Here is an 18,414-nt window from a genome sequence, read left to right on the forward strand (position 1 = left end):
CGGCCGGGGGCGCGGCTGCCAGGCGCCCGCGAAGGCGGCGGGCGGCGCGGTCACCGCGGCCGCCAGCCACAGTGGCGTCATCATCAGGTAGTAGCCGTCCTGCGAGCGGGTCGCGAGGAAGAACGCGCACCACGGCAGGACGGTCGCGGCCGGGCCGAGACGGCGCATGAACAGCACCAGCAGCGCGAGCAGTCCGGCCGCCAGCAGCAGGCTCGCGTGCCCGTACCAGTCCAGCCGGTCGCTGCCGCCGGTGAGGTAGAGCGAGACGCCCACCAGCCCCTGGCCGTGCAGCACCGCGCCCTGGGTCAGCGGCAGCGCGATCCCGCGCAGCCAGGCGCCCTCCTCGCTCACCAGGAAGTACGTGTTGATCAGCAGCCAGACGGTGGCGGCGGTCCCGGCGACCCGCAGGACCACCGACGCCGCGGCCCGGCCGCCCAGTTCGCCCCTGCGCACCGCGTAGATCCCGGCGAGCAGGAAGGGCGCCAGGAACCACGGCAGTTGCTGCGCGGCGCACGCGGCCCCCAGGCAGGCGGCGCGGGCCAGTCCGGCCGGGCCGAGGCGACCGCCCCGCCCGGTCCCCGGCCAGCCCACCACGACCGGGACGAGCAGCGCGAGGCCGGTCAGCGCCGGGTAGCCGAGACGGCCGTAGGTGGGCAGGAGGCCGAAGCCGAGGCAGACCATGGTGGCCGCCGACCGCCACGGCACCGGCAGCATCCGCCACAGCACGGCGGTGCCGGTGATCAGCGCGCCGGTGCTCAGCGCCGTCGCGGGGGCACCACCGTGGCCGATCCACAGCAGCGGCGCGGTGAGCAGCGGGGCGAGCGGCGGATAGCCGTAGGTGAAGTCGTAGCCGCCGGTGACGGTCGGGGTGAGGGCGACGCCGGGCCGGAACAGCCAGGGCCACGGCTGCCCGTAGACGGCGTGGCCCGCGACGAGTTCCCTGGCGGCCTGGGTGGTGAGCAGGGCCTCGTCGGAACCGGCGTGGTTCATCACCCAGGCGCACAGCGCGAGGGCGACGGCGGTGACCAGCACGGCGAGGTCCACCCGGGCCAGCGAGCGGGACCGGCGGACCACCAGGGCCAGCACCCCGCAGACCAGGATGGACGCGTAGCAGACGGAGATGACGGCGGCGACGAGGAGACGGTGTCCGGCCGCCTGCGTCCACACCGAGCGGGTGCCGATGAAGAGGCTGACGTCGGCGAGGAGGGTGATGACCCGGTGCCACTGCGCGGGGGGTTCCGGCGCGGCGGACACCGCCGACTGTGTCCGCCGACCGGGTGTCACCAGCTGCGTTTCTGCCAAGTGCACGACACAGGACCGTAGTCGGGCCCGGTGAGGGCGGCGTCCGGGGAGGTGAAGAGTCCGGTGTGAGGCGAGTAAGAAGCCTCGATCCGCAAGAAAGCGGTCGAAGTCGCACGGTTCTGGTCGAACTGCGGGCGATAGGGCTGATGTCGACGGTCGCACCGTGTCGTTGTTGGGCCGAACGGGTGACTTGGCGTAAGAATTGACTGGTGCAGGAAACGAGTGCGAGTCAGGTCGGGGGGAGCCGGTGAACAGCCACGACGTCACCGATGAACAGTGGGAAGGGCTCGCCCAGGTCGTGCCGTTGCGGGGCCGGGACGCCTGGCCGTCCGCGGTGGGCCACCGGACGATGCCGGACGACGAGACGGAGGTCCGGCGGCGGTTCGTCGTCCTGCGGGTCAACGTCTTCGCGGACGCCCGCGAGGTCGCCGAGACCCTGATGGCGGGGATCCCCGTGCTGCTCGACCTCAGCGGCGCGGAGGGCGACACCGCCAAGCGGGTGCTGGACTTCAGCACCGGCGTCGTCTTCGGCCTGGCGAGCGGGATGCACCGGGTGGACCGCAACGTGTTCCTCCTGACGCCGTCCGGGACCCAGGTCACGGACCGGATGGGGGGCGTGGAGCCGACGGGCCTGTGACCGGGGGCGGGGAGCGGCGGTGGTACACCTGGAACCGTGACCGAACCTCTCCCCGGCCCCCAGGGCGCGCCCCTCGACGTGGCGGGACTCCAGCGCAGGCTGGCCCGTTTCGCCGCCGCCCGAGACTGGCAGCAGTTCCACACCCCCAAGAACCTCGTCGCCGCGCTCAGTGTGGAGGCGTCCGAACTCGTCGAGATCTTCCAGTGGTTGACCCCGGAGCAGTCGGCGCGGGTGATGGACGACCCGGACACCGCGCACCGGGTCCGTGACGAGGTCGCCGACGTCCTCGCCTACCTGCTCCAGTTGTGCGAGGTGCTCGGCGTCGACGCGCTGGCGGCCCTCGACGCCAAGATCGACCGCAACGAGCACCGCTTCCCCGCGCCCTGAACCGGCCCCGGCGGAGGGGGTGTCGGCCCCCGGTGAAGGAAGTCGAGAAGAGTTGTCTCCTCCGTTTTCACTCTGCGTAGTCGAAATCGGGCCTGACACCGATTCGTTGTCCACAGATTTCGGTCTTACTCTGGCGTTCTTCCCCGTCAACCCTCACTCTGGGTAGTGAACAGCGGTGTTCGGGACGGGCGCGCGCGGAGCGCGTCACAGACGGACGGGCAGGGACAGCGCATGGACGCGGTGCGGCTCATCGTGAAGAGCAGACGTGCTCTGGCGGGGACCGGCGGCACGCCGGACATTCTGACGGAGGTGTGGCAGGCACAGGCCCTGGCACAGGCGATAGGCAGCCGCCTCGCGGTGACGGGTCCACCCGAACTGCGGGGCGAGGCACTGGGGTTGACGGAGCTGGCGGGCCGGGGCTGCGGAGTCCTGGAGGCGCCCGACCTCACCCTGGAGGAGCTGCGCGCGGCCCAGTTGACCGAGCTGGGCGACGCGGGCCGGACCCTGCGCCACCTCGGCGGCCTCCTCGGCGAGGTGGGCATCGCCCTGGTCGGCCTCGCCTGCTCGGTGGACGACGAGGGCACCTACTGGCAGTGCATGGAGGCCATCGACGCGGCGGACGAGTCGAGGGACCGGGTCAGGGAGATGCTGCGCAAGCTCGCCGACCGGGAGTCGCTCCTGCCGGAACGGGAGGCAGGCTGACACGGCCGCCCGCCCGCCCCGGGCCGAACGGCCGCGGGACGGGGAGCAGGCTGCGGCGGCCTTCCGGCCCGCCCCGGGCCGAGCGCGCCGCGGGACGGAGACCTGCCGTGGCGTGGGACGGAGACCTGCCGTGGGACGGGACGGAGACCCGCCGGGCGGCACCGGTGCGGCCCGCGAGCAGCCGACCGGGCAGGATGGGCGCATGGATCTTCGCATCTTCACCGAGCCCCAGCAGGGGGCCACCTACGAAACCCTTCTGACCGTGGCGAAGGCCACCGAGGACCTCGGGTTCGACGCTTTCTTCCGCTCCGACCACTACCTGTCCATGGGCGACGGGGACGGCCTCCCGGGTCCCACCGACGCCTGGATCACCCTCGCCGGACTGGCCCGCGAGACCAGCCGCGTCCGCCTCGGCACCCTGATGACCGCCGGCACCTTCCGGCTCCCCGGCGTCCTCGCCATCCAGGTCGCCCAGGTCGACCAGATGTCCGGCGGCCGGGTCGAACTCGGCCTCGGCGCAGGCTGGTTCGAGCAGGAGCACACCGCGTACGGCATCCCCTTCCCGAAGGAGAAGTTCGGCCGCCTGGAGGAGCAGCTCGACATCGTCACCGGCCTGTGGGCGACCAGGACCGGCGAGACCTTCGACTTCCACGGCGCGTACTACGACCTCACCGACTCGCCCGCGCTGCCCAAGCCCGCCCAGGCGAAGATCCCGGTCCTGATCGGCGGCCACGGCGCGACCCGCACCCCGCGCCTCGCGGCCCGGTACGCCGACGAGTTCAACATCCCCTTCGCCTCCGTCGAGGACAGCGCCCGCCAGTTCGGCCGGGTCCGCGCCGCCGCCGAGCAGGCCGGACGCGCCGCCGACGACCTCGTCTACTCCGCCGCCCTCGTCGCCTGCGTCGGCAAGGACGACCGGGAACTCGCCCGCCGCGCCGCCGCCATCGGCCGCGAGGCCGACGAGCTGAAGGCCAACGGACTCGCCGGGTCCCCGGCCGAGGTCGTCGACAAGATCGGCCGCTACGCCGAGACCGGCGCTAGCCGCCTCTACCTCCAGATCCTCGACCTGGACGATCTGGACCACCTGGAGCTGATCTCCGCCGAGGTGCAGTCGCAACTGACGTGACGGCGCGCCGCGCGCGGGCGCCCCGATAAACGAGGGCGCCGGTCAGGCCGCGCGTGCGAGGGTGACACCGTCGTGCTGCCGAGCCCCCGGGGACCAGCGCCCCGGGGGCTTTCGCGCGCGCCGACCGTCCCACCGCCGTTCCCCCGTCCGCCCGTCGGAGAGGCCCTCCGCATGTTCCTGACCCTCACCACCACCGGCACGTCCGAACGCCCCGCCACCGATCTGGGACACCTGCTCCACAAGCATCCCGACCGGGCGCAGGCGTTCTCCACCTCCTACGGCACCGCGCACGTCCTCTACCCCGAGGCCGACACCGCGCGCTGCACGGCGGCCCTGCTGCTGGAGGTCGACGCGGTGGCGCTGGTCAGGCGCGGCAAGGGCAAGGGCCGCGGCGGCGCCCCCGACGCGGCACTCGCCCAGTACGTCAACGACCGCCCCTACGCGGCCTCCTCGCTGCTCGCGGTCGCCCTCAGCGCCGTCTTCTCCACCGCCATGCGCGGCGTCTGCGCGTCCCGCCCCGAACGGGCGGCGCGGCCGCTGCCGCTGCGCGTCGAGATCCCCGCGCTGCCCGCGCGCGGCGGCCCCGGTCTGGTCCGGCGCCTCTTCGAACCGCTCGGCTGGACGGTCACCGCCGAACCCGTGCCGCTGGACGCCGAGTTCCCCCAGTGGGGCGACTCCCGCTATGTGCGGCTCGTCCTGGAGTCGGAGCTGCGCACCCTCGCCGAGGCGCTGCGCCACCTCTACGTCCTGCTGCCGGTCCTCGACGACGCCAAGCACTACTGGGTCGCCCCCGACGAGGTGGACAAGCTGCTGCGGGCAGGCGAGGGCTGGCTGCCCGGCCACCCCGAGCAGGACCTCATCACCAGCCGCTACCTGGCCCGCCGCTGGACGCTGACCCGGCAGGCGAGGGAGCGCCTCGAACTGGTCAGGCTCGCGGAGAGCGACGACAGCGACGTCACCGAGATCGACAACGCGGTCGCCGAGGAGACCGAGACCCAGGAGCGGCCGACCCCGCTCGCCCAGCAGCGCAGGGACGCGATCCTGGCCGCCCTGCGCGGCAGCGGCGCCACCCGCGTCCTCGATCTGGGCTGCGGCCAGGGCCAGTTGGTGCAGACGCTCCTCAAGGACGCCCGGTTCACCGAGATCGTCGGCGTCGACGTGTCGATGCGCGCCCTCACCATCGCGGGCAGGCGGCTCAAGCTGGACCGGCTGGGGGAGCGGCAGGCGTCCCGCGTGACCCTCCTCCAGGGCTCCCTCGCCTACACCGACACCCGGCTCAAGGGCTACGACGCAGCCGTCCTCAGCGAGGTGATCGAACACCTCGACCTGCCCCGGCTGCCCGCCCTGGAGTACGCGGTGTTCGGCGCCGCCCGCCCCGGGACCGTCCTGGTGACGACCCCGAACGTCGAGTACAACGTCCGCTGGGAGTCCCTCCCGGCCGGGCATGTCCGGCACGGCGACCACCGGTTCGAGTGGACCCGCGCCGAGTTCGGCGCCTGGGCCGCCGCCGTCGCCGAACGGCACGGCTACACCGTCGCGTTCACCGGGGTGGGACCCGACGACCCCGAGGTGGGCCCGCCCACCCAGATGGCCGTGTTCACCCTGAAGGCCACCGTCGAGAAGGAGGCGGCATGACCGAGAACCGCGCACCGCGGGCGCGCACCCTGCCCGTCACCGACCTCTCCCTCGTCGTCCTCGTCGGCGCCTCCGGGTCCGGCAAGTCGACCTTCGCCCGCAAGCACTTCGAGCCGACCGAGGTGATCTCCTCCGACTTCTGCCGCGGCCTGGTCGCCGACGACGAGAACGACCAGAGCGCCACCAAGGACGCCTTCGACGTCCTCCACTACATCGCGGGCAAGCGGCTCGCCGCCGGGCGCCGCACCGTCGTCGACGCCACCAGCGTCCAGTCCGACTCCCGCAGGCAGTTGATCGACCTCGCCCGGCGGCACGACGTGCTGCCCGTCGCCGTCGTGCTCGACGTGCCCGAGGAGGTGTGCGTCGCCCGCAACGCGACCCGCGCCGACCGGGCCGACCTGCCGCGCCGCGTCGTCCAGCGGCACATCCGCGAACTCCGCCGCTCCCTCCGCCACTTGGAACGCGAGGGCTTCCGCAAGGTGCACGTGCTGCGCGGCGTGGAGGAGGTGGAACAGGCCACCGTCGTCACCGAGAAGCGGTACAACGACCTGACCCACCTCACCGGCCCGTTCGACATCATCGGCGACGTCCACGGCTGCGCGGCCGAACTGGAGTCCCTGCTCTCCGCGTTGGGGTACGTCGACGGCGTCCACCCGGCGGGCCGGACGGCCGTCTTCGTCGGCGACCTCGTCGACCGCGGCCCGGACAGCCCCGGCGTGCTGCGCCGGGTGATGGGCATGGTGCGGTCGGGCGCCGCCCTGTGCGTCTCCGGCAACCACGAGAACAAGTACGGCCGCCACCTCAAGGGCCGCACGGTCCGCCCCACCCACGGACTCGCCGAGACCATCGCGCAGATGGAGGGCGAGAGCGACGCGTTCCGCGCCGAGGTACGGGAGTTCATCGACGGCCTCATCAGCCACTACGTGCTGGACGGCGGGCGGCTGGTCGTCTGCCACGCCGGGCTGCCCGAGAAGTACCACGGCCGCACCTCCGGCCGGGTCCGCTCGCACGCCCTCTACGGCGAGACCACCGGCGAGACCGACGAGTTCGGCCTGCCGGTGCGCTACCCGTGGGCCGAGGAGTACCGGGGCCGCGCCGCCGTGGTCTACGGCCACACCCCGGTCCCGGAGGCGACCTGGCTCAACAACACCGTCTGCCTCGACACCGGCGCCGTCTTCGGCGGCAAGCTGACCGCGCTGCGCTGGCCGGAACGCGAACTGGTCGACGTCCCCGCCGAGAAGGTCTGGTACGAGCCCGTCAGACCGCTGCGCTCCGACGCGCCCGGGGGCCACGACGGACGCCCGCTCGACCTCGCGGACGTGCGCGGACGCCGGGCCGTGGAGACCAGGCACCAGGGCATGGTCGCCGTCCGGGAGGAGAACGCGGCGGCCGCCCTCGAAGTGATGAGCCGCTTCGCCGTCGACCCGCGGCTGCTGCCGTACCTCCCGCCGACCATGGCGCCCACCCCCACCAGCCGCCAGGACGGCTACCTGGAGCACCCGGTGGAGGCGTTCGAGCAGTACGCGCGGGACGGCGTCGGACGCGTCGTGTGCGAGGAGAAGCACATGGGGTCGCGGGCCGTCGCGCTGGTCTGCCGGGACGCGGACGCGGCCCGCGCGCGCTTCGGCGTCGACGGCCCCACCGGCTCCCTGTACACCCGCACCGGCCGCCCGTTCCTCGACGACGCGTCCGTCACCGAGGAGATCCTCGGGCGGCTGCGGACGGCGATCGGCGCGGCCGGGCTCTGGGACGAACTCGACACCGACTGGCTGCTCCTCGACGGTGAGCTGATGCCGTGGTCGCTCAAGGCGTCGGGCCTGCTGCGCGGCCAGTACGCGGCCGTGGGCGCCGCCTCCGGCGCGGTCTTCCCCGGTGTGCTCGCCGCCCTCGAAGGCGCCGCCGCCCGGGGCGTCGACGTGGCGTCCCTGCACGACCGGCAGCGTGAACGGGCCGCGGACGCCGCACTGTTCACCGACGCCTACCGCCGCTACTGCTGGCCCACGGACGGCCTGGACGGCGTCCACCTGGCGCCGTTCCAGCTCCTCGCCGCCCGCGGACGCAGCCTCGCCGCGCTCCCGCACGACACGCAACTCGCCCTGCTGGACCGGATGGTGGAGCACGACGGCACCGGACTGCTGCGCACCACCCGCCGCCTGTACGTCGACACCGGCGACCCGGAGTCGGTGCGGGCGGGCGTCGACTGGTGGCTGGAGATGACCGGCAGGGGCGGCGAGGGCATGGTCGTCAAGCCGCTGGACGCGCTGGTGCGGGACGGGCAGGGCCGCCTGGTCCAGCCCGGCGTCAAGTGCCGGGGCCGGGAGTACCTGCGGATCGTCTACGGTCCCGAGTACACCCGCCCGGAGAACCTCACCCGGCTGCGGGGGCGGTTCCTCAACCACAAGCGGTCCCTGGCGACCCGCGAGTACGCCCTGGGTCTCGAAGCCCTGGACCGTCTCGCGGACGGCGAGCCGTTGTGGCGGGTGCACGAGGCGGTCTTCGGCGTCCTGGCCCTGGAGTCGGAACCGGTCGACCCGCGGCTCTAGGCACGTGCCGCATCGGCCGCCCTCGGCAGGGGAGTTGAGGCCGGGTTCGGTTCTCGGTCCCGGGCGGCCGAGGTGCGTGGGCCGCCCTCGCCTCCGGGTGTCCTCGGACGGAGGGACGTCCTCGTCGGCTTCGAGCGGCCGTGGCCCACCGGTCGCCCCCGGCCGCGGAGCCCGGGTCCACGCGTCGCCTTCGGCCGGGGGGCGCGCGGCCTCCGCTCCTCTCCCGGGCGCGGGACCCGGCGGACACCGCCCGCCCCCGGCCAGGAGGGGCGCGCGGGACCCGACGGGCACCGGTCGCCCCCGGCCAAGCAGGGACGGCGCCCCCGTCGCACGCCCCCTCAGCCCACCAGGCGCAGGTTGGTCCCCGCCACGCCGACCTGGATCGTCTGTCCCCAGGTCAGCTCCAGGGCGTCCGTCTCCATGCCGTCGCCGAAGGCGATCAGCCGCTCGGACTCGACGGTGACGCGGAGGCGGCCCGTCGCGCCGAGCTGACCGGCCACCCGGGAGGTGCCGGTCGCCGGGGACGGCCACGCCTCGCGGACGAACCAGAGCAGCCTGGCCTCGTCGCGGCCGGGCAGCGGCAGCCCGCCCCCGCGCTCCTGCCAGACCGAGCGGATCCAGCCGGAGGCTCCCGTGCCGGTGCCCACCAGCACCCCGGACGAGGCCTGGGCCTCGGCGACACCCCCGTCGCCGTCGAGGCCCAGGCGGTACCTGGCCGTCTGGTGTCCGGCCGCGCCCAGGTAGATCTCGTTGAGGGCGAGCAGCCGCTGCGTGTCGTCGGCCACCGCCTCCACCATGGTCAGTTCGTCGACCGCGCTGGTGAACGCGGCGGGCAGCAGCGCCGCCGCGTCCGTTGGACGGTGCCTGACCAGCACGCCCGGATTGCGGCCCGGGTCGGTGTCGATGCCCAGCACCGGCTGCCCGGCGAGGTACTTGGCGACGTTCGCCACCAGACCGTCCTGCCCGACGACCACGACCACGTCCTCCGGGGCGAACAGGAAACGGTCCAGATCGGCCCGCTCCACCCGGCTCTGACGCCACGTCAGCGGAATCGCCGAGGTCACCTCGGCCAGCGCCCGCCGGGTGCGGTGGTGGCGCTCGGCGACCTCGGCGATGTCCCGGCCCCGGGAGGAGAGGAAGAAGGCGGCCTGCCCGTGGGTGCCGTGGTGGGCCACCAACTCCTCGTACTCCGTGGTCCGGTGGACGAGGACCACCCGGGGCGCCAGGCTCATTCCCGCTCCCCGCCGCCCAGCTTGGCCAGCAGCCCGGTCAGCACGTCGGGCGAGACCGTGAGGTTCTCGATGTGCGGCAGGTTCTCCGCGAGCCGGGTCCCGGTGAGCGCGTGCAGGATCGTCACGTCGACGTCCGCGTGCGCCCGCAGCCAGGCGGCCTGCGCCTGCGCCCGTGCCTCGCCGGTCTCCCGGGCGGCCTCCGCCTCCGCGCGGGCCAGCCGCGTCACGCGGACGGCCTCGGCCTCGGCGAGCTTGACCGACCGCGCGGCCTCCGCCTCCGTCAGCCGCTGCGAGCGCCGCGCCTCCGCCTCGGCCAGCCGGACCTGGTTGTCCGCCTCGGCCTCGGCGAGCTTCACCGAACGGGCCGCCTCCGCCTCCGCGAGCCGCACCGTCCTGGCCGCCTCCGCGTCGGCCTGCACCGCGTCCGCCGCCGCCCTCTCCTCCGCCTCGCGCCGTGCGTTGGTACCGCGCTGGTCGACCAACTGCTCCTCGCGGCGGGCCAGTTCGATCTGGCTGGCGAGTTCGTTCTCGGCGATCGCGCGCTCCCGCTCGACGGCCACCGCGCGCCGTTCGTAGGTCGCCCGGTCGGCCTCCTGCTGGATCTGCTCCCGCGCGGGGGTCCGCAGCGCCCGCTCCACCTCGGGCTCGGGGCGCAGCGCCACCACCCGCACGGCCACCACCTCGATGCCCGTGGCGGGCAGCCGGGGCTCGGCCGCGAGACCGGCCGCGACCCGCTCGCGCACGGCGGCCACCCCGTCGACCAGTGCGGCCGACAGTGTCGTCCGGGCGAGGACGTCCAGGGCGTGCTGCTGGGCCGTCTCGGTCAGCAGGGTGCCGAGCTGCTCCAGCGGGGCGCCCCGCCACACCCCGGTGTCCGGGTCGACGGAGAAGTCGAGGCGGGCGGCGGCGAGTGCCGGGTCGCTGATCCGGTAGGTGACCGTGGCCTGGACCGCGACGTCCTGGAAGTCGGACGTGCGGGCGTGGAAGGTCATCGCCAACTCGCGGTCGTCCACCGGTACTTCGGAGAGCGCGGCGGTCAGCGAGCGGAACCAGAAGCTCAGTCCTGGCCCGTCGTGCACGAGCTGGCCCGCGCGGTGGTGGCGGATGTGCGCGGTCGGAGCGCCGCGCAGGTGGCGCCAGCCAAGGCGCCGGGTGATGTCGGCCATGTGGATGCGACCCCTCCCCTTTTTCTCGTCACCAAGACGATAATGCGGCCGCCCGTTAATCGTCAAGAGGACGAGAACAGGAATTCGAGAGGAGGGACACAAGGGGGCGCACAAACGGTCGACAGGTGGGTGAACGCGGTCGGCGGTGGTCAGGATGGAGTCATGGGATTCCACGTCGACTCCGAGGCCGGGCGGCTGCGCCGCGTCATCCTCCACCGGCCCGACCTAGAGCTCAAAAGGCTCACCCCCAGCAACAAGGACGCCCTCCTCTTCGACGACCTGCTCTGGGTGCGCCGGGCGCGCGCCGAGCACGACGGCTTCGCGGACGTCCTGCGCGACCGGGGGGTCACCGTCCACCTCTTCGGCGACCTGCTCACCGAGGCCCTGGCGATCCCGGCGGCCCGCACCCTCGTCCTCGACCGGGTCTTCGACGAGAAGGAGTACGGCGTCCTCGCCACCGACCACCTCCGCGCCGCCTTCGAGAACCTGCCCGCGGCCGACCTCGCCGAGGTGCTGGTCGGCGGCATGACCAAGCGGGAGTTCCTGGCCGGCCACCCCGAACCGACCTCCGTGCGCTTCCACGTCATGGACCTCGACGACTTCCTCCTCGACCCGCTGCCCAACCACCTCTTCACCCGCGACACCTCCGCCTGGATCTACGACGGCGTCTCCATCAACGCGATGCGCTGGCCCGCCCGGCAGCGCGAGACCGTGCACTTCGAGGCGATCTACCGGCACCACCCCCTCTTCCGCGCCGAGACCTTCCAGCTCTGGTCGGAGGGCCAGGCCGACTACCCGTCCACCATCGAGGGCGGCGACGTCCTGGTCATCGGCGACGGCGCCGTCCTCATCGGCATGAGCGAGCGGACCACGCCGCAGGCTGTCGAGATGCTCGCGCACAAGCTGTTCGCGGCGGGCTCCGCGCGGACCATCGTCGCCCTGGACATGCCGAAGAGACGCGCCTTCATGCATCTCGACACCGTGATGACGATGGTCGACGGCGACACCTTCACCCAGTACGCCGGCCTCGGCATGCTCCGCTCCTACACCATCGAACCCGGCGTCGGCGAGAAGGAGTTGAAGGTCACCGACCATCCGCCGGAGCACATGCACCGCGCGATCGCCGCCGCCCTCGGCCTGGACGAGATCCGGGTCCTCACCGCCACCCAGGACGTGCACGCGGCCGAACGGGAGCAGTGGGACGACGGCTGCAACGTGCTCGCCGTCGAGCCGGGTGTGGTGGTCGCCTACGAGCGCAACGCGACCACCAACACGCACCTGCGCAAGCAGGGCATCGAAGTCATCGAGATCCCGGGCAGCGAACTCGGCAGGGGCCGCGGCGGCCCGCGCTGCATGAGCTGCCCGGTGCAACGGGACCCGGTGTAGGGGAGGGGCGGGGGCGAGAGGCGGGGTGGGGTGCCTGGCGGGCGAGGGGCCCGTGGGGCGTCCGGGATCGGACGGGCGAGGTGTCTGCGGCGTGCCCGGGGTCTGGTGGGCGAGGGGCGGGTGTGGCGTCCGGGGTCCGTGAGGCGTAGGGGAGTCGCGTGATCACCCGGGACCGTGATGCGCGCGAGGGCGCCGGGGTGCTCGACGTCGAACACCCGACCGTATAGAAATGTAAGTGGTCGTATAGACTTCCATTCGTCCTCGTCACCGCATCTCTGGAGCGCCCCCATGGCGACTGCCCCGACCGCCCTCGCCGGGCGCCACTTCCTCAAGGAGCTCGACTTCACCGGGCCGGAGCTGCGCGGCCTGATCGAGCTGGCCGCCGAGCTGAAGGCCGCGAAGCGGGCCGGGACCGAGACGCGCCGGCTGACCGGGAAGAACATCGCGCTGATCTTCGAGAAGACCTCGACCCGCACCCGCTGCGCGTTCGAGGTCGCCGCGGCCGACCAGGGCGCCTCCACCACCTACCTCGACCCGGCCGGGTCGCAGATCGGCCACAAGGAGTCCGTGAAGGACACCGCCCGGGTCCTGGGCCGGATGTACGACGGCATCGAGTACCGGGGCGACAGCCAGGCCAAGGTCGAGGAGCTGGCCGCGCACGCGGGCGTGCCCGTCTACAACGGCCTCACCGACGACTGGCACCCCACCCAGATGCTGGCCGACGTGCTCACCATGACCGAGCACTCCGCCAAGCCCCTCACCGGCATCGCCTTCGCCTACCTCGGCGACGCCCGCTTCAACATGGGCAACTCGTACCTGATCACCGGCGCGCTGCTGGGCATGGACGTGCGGATCGTCGCCCCGGAGGCGTACTGGCCCGCGCGGGAGATCGTCGACCGGGCCCGTGCGCTGGCGGTGGAGAGCGGCGCCCGCATCACCCTCACCGAGTCCGTCGCGGACGGCGTCCGGGGCGCCGACTTCGTCGCCACCGACGTCTGGGTCTCCATGGGCGAGCCGAAGGACGTCTGGGACGAGCGGATCGCCGCGCTCTCGCCGTACGCCGTGACCATGGACGTCCTCGGCGCCACCGGTAACCCGGACGTGAAGTTCCTGCACTGCCTGCCGGCCTTCCACGACCTCGGCACCACGGTGGGGCAGGAGATCCACGAGCGGCACGGCCTCACCTCCCTGGAGGTGACCGACGAGGTGTTCGAGTCGGCGTACTCGGTCGTCTTCGACGAGGCGGAGAACCGGATGCACACCATCAAGGCCGTCCTCGTCGCGACCCTCGCCTGACCCGCGCACCGGGGAGGCCGCCGGGCCGGTCCTGGCCGCCGTCGGCCCGGCGGTGCTACCGGGCGGGCCGGGGCGCGGTCGTCGGCAGCCTGAACCAGACCGCCTTGCCGGACTCCGTCGGCCGGTGCCCGCAGGACGAGCTGAGCGCGCGGATCAGCAGCAGCCCCCGCCCGTGCTCCTGCCACGGGTCGGGCTCCCTGCCCACCGGCACGGTCAGATCGCCGGGCGGCGCCGGGTCCGGGTCGTGCACCTCGACCCGGCAGCCGGACGGCAGCAGCTCCACGACCAGCTCTATCGGGCTGTCCCCGACGGTGTGCTCCACGGCGTTGGCGACCAGCTCGGCGGTCAGCAGCTCGGCGGTGTCGCTGTCGGCGCCGTGCTCCAGCTCGGCCAGCGCCGTGCGCACCAGGGCACGGGCCACCGGCACGGCCGCGGCGGAGTGCGGCAGCGCGATGCGCCAGGAGGCGGAGGCGGCGGGGAGTTCGTGCACAGCGAGTCCGTTCATGAGCAGGCTGTCCTGCTTTCAACCTTATGTAGGGTACGGCGCCGTCCGGCAGGGCCGTCCGGCGGGCGCCGCACAGGACCTTCGGCCCTGTCGCAGGGCGGCATACCCGTAGCAACGGCTTGCCTCCCGCACCCGCTCCCGCTGTTACGCCCCCGTCGACGACCCGTGACCCGGCCGACGAGCGGCGATCACGTGCGAGGGGCGCGGGTCCGGTTCGGAGGGCCGCGATCCGTCCGGCAACCGGTGATCACCGCGGTGACCTGCGACGCCGCCGACGGCCACCGTCCCGCCCCGCGGACCAGCGCCTCGCGCATCCCCGCGCGCCCTCTCCGCTCTCTGCGCGTGCCGGTGTCCGAAAGGCCGCGCCCCGCCCGATCGCCTCTATCGCGCACTCGTGACGACGGTCACGAACCGGTGATAGCTTCGCGAGGCAGCCGGCCCGTCGGGCCGCGTTGGCACTCCCCGAGGAGGCCGCACGTCATGAGTCCCTTCACCGGCTCCGCCGCCCCCACCTCCCCCTGGCGCCACCTGCGCGTCGAGCACGCCGACGGGGTGGCCACCGTCACCCTGGCCCGCCCGGAACGCCTCAACGCGCTGACCCTCGGCGCCTACGCCGACCTGCGCGACCTGCTCGCCGAACTCTCCAGAGAACGCTCCGTGCGCGCCCTGGTCCTCGCCGGGGAGGGGCGCGGCTTCTGCTCGGGCGGCGACGTCGACGAGATCATCGGCGCCACCCTCGACATGGACACCGCCCAGCTCCTCGACTTCAACCGGATGACGGGACAGGTGGTGCGGGCGGTGCGGGAGTGCCCGTTCCCGGTCATCGCCGCCGTCCACGGGGTCGCCGCCGGAGCGGGCGCGGTCCTGGCGCTCGCCGCCGACTTCCGGATCGCCGACCCCAGCGCTCGCTTCGCGTTCCTGTTCACCCGGGTGGGCCTCTCCGGCGGCGACATGGGCGCCGCGTACCTGCTGCCCCGGGTGGTCGGCCTCGGCCACGCCACCCGGCTGCTGATGCTGGGCGAGCAGGTCCGCGCGCCCGAGGCCGAACGCATCGGCCTGATCAGCGAACTCACCGACGAGAGCGGCGCCGACGCGGCGGCCCACGCGCTGGCCCTGCGCCTCGCCCAGGGCCCGGCCCTCGCCCTCGCCCAGACCAAGGCCCTGCTCACCTCCGAGTTGGACATGCCGCTCTCCGCCGCGATCGAACTCGACGCGGCCACCCAGGCGTTGCTGATGACCGGGCGCGACTACGCCGAGTTCCACGCCGCGTTCACGCAGAAGCGCCCGCCGAAGTGGCAGGGCCGGTGACCTCGCCGGGACACACTCCGCGGGTGGCGGTCGTCGGCGGCGGTCCCGGCGGCCTCTACGCGGCCGTGCTGCTCAAACGCCTGGACCCGGCCCGCGAGATCACCGTCTGGGAACGCACCGACCCCGACGACACGTTCGGCTTCGGCGTGGTCCTCTCCGACGAGACCCTCGGCGGCATCGAGCACGCGGACCCGGCGGTCCACGCCGCCCTGCGCCGCCACTTCGTCCGCTGGGACGACATCGACATCGTCCACCGCGGCACCCGTCAGACCTCCACCGGACACGGCTTCGCCGCCCTGGGCCGCAGACGCCTGCTGCGCCTCCTGCACGAACGCTGCCACGACCTCGGCGTCGACCTCCGCGCCGACACCGAGGCACCGCCCCCGGACGAACTCGCCGCCGCCCACGACCTGGTGATCGCCGCCGACGGCGTCCACAGCGCCACCCGCGACCGGTACGCGGCGGTGTTCCGCCCCCGGATCACCGCCCACCGCTGCCGCTACATCTGGCTCGCCGCCGACTTCGCCTTCGACGCCTTCCGCTTCGAGATCGCCGAGACCGCGCACGGCATCATGCAACTGCACGGCTACCCCTACGCCCCCGACGCCTCCACCGTCATCGTCGAGATGCGCGAGGAGGTCTGGCGGGCCGCCGGACTCGACCGGGCGAGCGAGAAGGACTCCGCCGCCCGCTGCGCCGCCCTCTTCGCCCGCGCGCTCGGCGGCCGTCCGCTGCGCTCCAACAGGTCGGCGTGGAACGTCTTCCGGACGGTCGTCAACGAGCGCTGGTCGCACGGGAACACCGTCCTGCTCGGCGACGCCGCCCACACCGCCCACTTCTCCATCGGCTCCGGCACCAAACTCGCCGTCGAGGACGCCCTCGCGCTCGCCGCCGCGCTGCGCGAACACCCCACCCTGGACGAGGCGCTGGCCGCCTACGAGGAGGAACGGCGGCCGGTCGTCGCCTCCACCCAGCGCGCCGCCCGCGCCAGCCTGGAGTGGTTCGAGGACCTCGCGCTCCATGTCGACAGGCCACCGCGCCAGTTCGCCTTCGACCTCCTCACCCGCAGCCGCCGCGTCACCCACGACAACCTGCGGCTGCGCGACGCCCGCTTCACCGGCGCCGTGGAGCGCGAGTTCGGCTGCCCGCCCGGCACGCCCCCGATGTTCACCCCGTTCCGGCTGCGCGGTCTGACCCTGCGCAACCGGGTCGTCGTCTCCCCGATGGACATGTACTCCGCCGTCGACGGGGTCCCCGGCGACTTCCACCTCGTCCACCTCGGCGCCCGCGCGCTGGGCGGGGCGGGCCTGGTGATGACCGAGATGGTGTGCGTCAGCCCCGAGGGCCGCATCACCCCGGGCTGCGCGGGCCTCTACACCGGGCCCCAGGCCGACGCCTGGCGGCGGATCACCGACTTCGTGCACTCCAGCGCGCCCGGCACCGCCATCGGCGTCCAACTGGGCCACTCGGGCCGCAAGGGCTCCACCAAGCTGATGTGGGAGGGCATCGACGAGCCCCTGCCGCACGGCAACTGGCCCCTGGTGGCCGCCTCCTCGCTGCGCCACCGCCCGGACAGCCAGCTCCCGCGCCAGCTCGGCCGCGCCCAACTCACCGACCTGCGGCACACGTTCGTCGCCGCCGCCCGCCGGGCCGCCCGCGCCGGGTTCGACCTGCTCGAACTGCACTGCGCGCACGGCTATCTGCTCTCCGGGTTCCTCTCCCCGCTGACCAACCACCGCACCGACGCCTACGGCGGCTCCCTCACCGCCAGACTCCGCTTCCCGCTGGAGGTCTTCGACGCGGTGCGGGCCGTCTGGCCCGAGGAGCGGCCCATGACGGTCCGTATCTCCGCGACCGACTGGGCCGAGGGCGGCACCACCGCCGAGGACGCCGTCGAGATCGCCCGCGCCTTCACGGCCCACGGCGCCGACGCCGTCGACGTGTCGACCGGGCAGGTGGTCTCCGGCGAACGCCCCGAGTTCGGCCGCTCCTACCAGACGCCGTTCGCCGAGCGGATACGGCACGAGGCCCGCGTCCCGGTGATCGCGGTCGGCGCGATCTCGTCCTGGGACGACGTCAACTCCCTGATCCTGGCCGGGCGGACGGACCTGTGCGCGCTGGCCCGCCCGCACCTCTACGACCCGCACTGGACGCTGCACGCGGCGGCCGAACAGGGCTACGAGGGCCCCGGCGTGCACTGGCCCGACCCGTACCTCGCCGGACGGCGTCCGCCCCGCACCGGCCGCACGGACGCCCCCAAGCCCCGCCTGACGCTGGGGACATGACGGCGCCCACGACACCGGGCGCCTGGATCAGAGGTCGACCATGCCCGCGGTGAGCGTCGCCCCGTCCGCCGGGTCGATCAGCAGGAAGGCGCCGGTGCACCGGGAGACCGCGTACGCGTCCAGGGCCAGCGGCCGCGAGGTGCGCAGCGCGATCCGCCCCAGGTCGTTCGCGGTCAACTCGGCCGCCCCGCCCAGGTCCTGGACGATGCCCTTGACGGTCCTGGTGGTGTGCCGCACCAGCACCCGGTCGCCCACCCGCAGCGGACGGTCCGTCAGATGGCAGACGGCCCCCCTGACCTCCTGGGTCAGCGCCGGGACGTCCACCCCGGAGGTGAGCATGTCGCCGCGCGCCACGTCCCGTTGGTCCGCGAGCCGCACACTGACCGACTGCGGGGCGTGTGCCGCCGCGACCGGGGTGCCGAGCGCGTCGATGGCGGTGATCTCGGAGGTCGTCCCGGACGGATGGACCGTGACCCGGTCGCCGACCCGCAGCGTGCCCGACGCCAACTGACCCGCGTAGTACCGGGAGTCACCGTGCCGGATGACGTACTGCACCGGGAACCGGACGGGCGCGTCGGCGGCCCCGGCACCGACCGGCACGGTCTCCAGCAGGTCCAGCAGGGTGGGCCCCCGGTACCAGTCCATGTGCGCCGACCGCTCCACGACGTTGTCGCCGAGCAGCGCCGACACCGGGACCGGCGTGAACCGCGGCGGCCGGGGCCCGCCCGCCCGCTCGGCGAAGTCCGCGACGATCCGGTCGAACTCCCGCTGCCCGTACCCGACCAGGTCCATCTTGTTGACGGCGAGGACCACGTGCGGCACCCGCAGCAGCGCGGCCACGGCGGCGTGCCGGAGCGTCTGCTCGACGACCCCGTGGCGCGCGTCGACCAGGACGATCGCGAGG

General features: G+C 73.6%; 15 protein-coding genes. 10 read left to right on the plus strand and 5 right to left on the minus strand.

What is annotated here, in order from left to right; all coding sequences use genetic code 11:
* The coding region (locus GA0115242_RS03010; RefSeq protein ID WP_093824182.1) for a hypothetical protein at positions 1-1,254 on the minus strand (1,254 nt) is incomplete at its 3' end.
* A gap of 295 nt (positions 1,255-1,549) precedes the next feature.
* Here GA0115242_RS03010 and GA0115242_RS03015 point away from each other — a divergent pair.
* The 6 genes from GA0115242_RS03015 to GA0115242_RS03040 all read left to right on the plus strand — a co-directional run bounded on the left by GA0115242_RS03015 (position 1,550) and on the right by GA0115242_RS03040 (position 8,332).
* Positions 1,550-1,939: a cell division protein SepF gene (locus tag GA0115242_RS03015; RefSeq protein ID WP_093824184.1), complete on the plus strand. Its 390-nt coding sequence runs from the start codon at positions 1,550-1,552 to the stop codon at positions 1,937-1,939.
* A 36-nt stretch (positions 1,940-1,975) separates the two neighbouring features.
* Positions 1,976-2,326 (plus strand): nucleotide pyrophosphohydrolase, encoded by a 351-nt coding sequence (locus GA0115242_RS03020; RefSeq protein WP_093824186.1) that lies wholly within the window; start codon positions 1,976-1,978, stop codon positions 2,324-2,326.
* Between the two features lie 231 nt (positions 2,327-2,557).
* Positions 2,558-3,028, plus strand: coding sequence for a DUF6099 family protein (locus GA0115242_RS03025; protein ID WP_093824188.1), 471 nt, complete (start codon positions 2,558-2,560; stop codon positions 3,026-3,028).
* 202 nt (positions 3,029-3,230) lie between these two features.
* A complete protein-coding gene (locus GA0115242_RS03030; RefSeq protein WP_093824190.1) occupies positions 3,231-4,154 on the plus strand; it encodes an LLM class F420-dependent oxidoreductase in 924 nt (307 codons plus the stop codon).
* A 171-nt stretch (positions 4,155-4,325) separates the two neighbouring features.
* Positions 4,326-5,789, plus strand: a complete 1,464-nt coding sequence (locus GA0115242_RS03035) for a 3' terminal RNA ribose 2'-O-methyltransferase Hen1 (RefSeq protein WP_161352978.1) — start codon at positions 4,326-4,328, stop codon at positions 5,787-5,789.
* Positions 5,786-8,332 carry a polynucleotide kinase-phosphatase gene (locus tag GA0115242_RS03040; protein WP_093824194.1) on the plus strand — a complete coding sequence of 849 codons (2,547 nt, stop codon included), beginning with the start codon at positions 5,786-5,788 and terminating at the stop codon, positions 8,330-8,332. The genes GA0115242_RS03035 and GA0115242_RS03040 overlap by 4 nt, the downstream gene beginning before the upstream one ends.
* A 338-nt stretch (positions 8,333-8,670) precedes the next feature.
* Here the strand turns inward: GA0115242_RS03040 and GA0115242_RS03045 are convergent, their stop codons facing one another.
* Positions 8,671-9,564 (minus strand): NAD(+)/NADH kinase, encoded by an 894-nt coding sequence (locus GA0115242_RS03045; protein ID WP_093824196.1) that lies wholly within the window; start codon positions 9,562-9,564, stop codon positions 8,671-8,673.
* On the minus strand, positions 9,561-10,730 hold the full coding sequence (locus GA0115242_RS03050) for an SPFH domain-containing protein (protein WP_093824198.1): 1,170 nt from the start codon (positions 10,728-10,730) through the stop codon (positions 9,561-9,563). Before GA0115242_RS03050 ends, GA0115242_RS03045 begins: the two co-directional genes overlap by 4 nt.
* Positions 10,731-10,892: 162 nt before the next feature.
* Between GA0115242_RS03050 and GA0115242_RS03055 the strand changes: the two genes are divergently transcribed.
* Both GA0115242_RS03055 and argF read left to right on the plus strand, forming a co-directional pair.
* Entirely contained in the window at positions 10,893-12,116 is a 1,224-nt protein-coding gene (locus tag GA0115242_RS03055) for an arginine deiminase (RefSeq protein ID WP_093824200.1), read from the plus strand.
* A 288-nt stretch (positions 12,117-12,404) separates the two neighbouring features.
* Entirely contained in the window at positions 12,405-13,412 is a 1,008-nt protein-coding gene (gene argF / locus GA0115242_RS03060) for an ornithine carbamoyltransferase (RefSeq protein ID WP_093824202.1), read from the plus strand.
* A 55-nt stretch (positions 13,413-13,467) separates the two neighbouring features.
* Here the strand turns inward: argF and GA0115242_RS03065 are convergent, their stop codons facing one another.
* The gene (locus GA0115242_RS03065) at positions 13,468-13,917 is read right to left on the minus strand and encodes an ATP-binding protein (protein WP_093824205.1); all 450 of its coding nucleotides are present in this window, start codon (positions 13,915-13,917) and stop codon (positions 13,468-13,470) included.
* A gap of 480 nt (positions 13,918-14,397) precedes the next feature.
* Here GA0115242_RS03065 and GA0115242_RS03070 point away from each other — a divergent pair, with 480 nt between their 5' ends.
* Both GA0115242_RS03070 and GA0115242_RS03075 read left to right on the plus strand, forming a co-directional pair.
* Positions 14,398-15,225 carry an enoyl-CoA hydratase family protein gene (locus GA0115242_RS03070; protein ID WP_093824207.1) on the plus strand — a complete coding sequence of 276 codons (828 nt, stop codon included), beginning with the start codon at positions 14,398-14,400 and terminating at the stop codon, positions 15,223-15,225.
* Positions 15,210-17,510 (plus strand): bifunctional salicylyl-CoA 5-hydroxylase/oxidoreductase, encoded by a 2,301-nt coding sequence (locus tag GA0115242_RS03075; RefSeq protein WP_093824209.1) that lies wholly within the window; start codon positions 15,210-15,212, stop codon positions 17,508-17,510. The genes GA0115242_RS03070 and GA0115242_RS03075 overlap by 16 nt, the downstream gene beginning before the upstream one ends.
* A 27-nt stretch (positions 17,511-17,537) precedes the next feature.
* Here the strand turns inward: GA0115242_RS03075 and GA0115242_RS03080 are convergent.
* Positions 17,538-18,414 (minus strand): GTP-binding protein (locus GA0115242_RS03080; RefSeq protein ID WP_093824211.1); only part of this gene is annotated, 877 nt, incomplete at its 5' end.

This window comes from Streptomyces sp. SolWspMP-5a-2, assembly GCF_900091845.1.
GTDB classification, from domain to species: Bacteria; Actinomycetota; Actinomycetes; order Streptomycetales; family Streptomycetaceae; genus Streptomyces; species Streptomyces doudnae.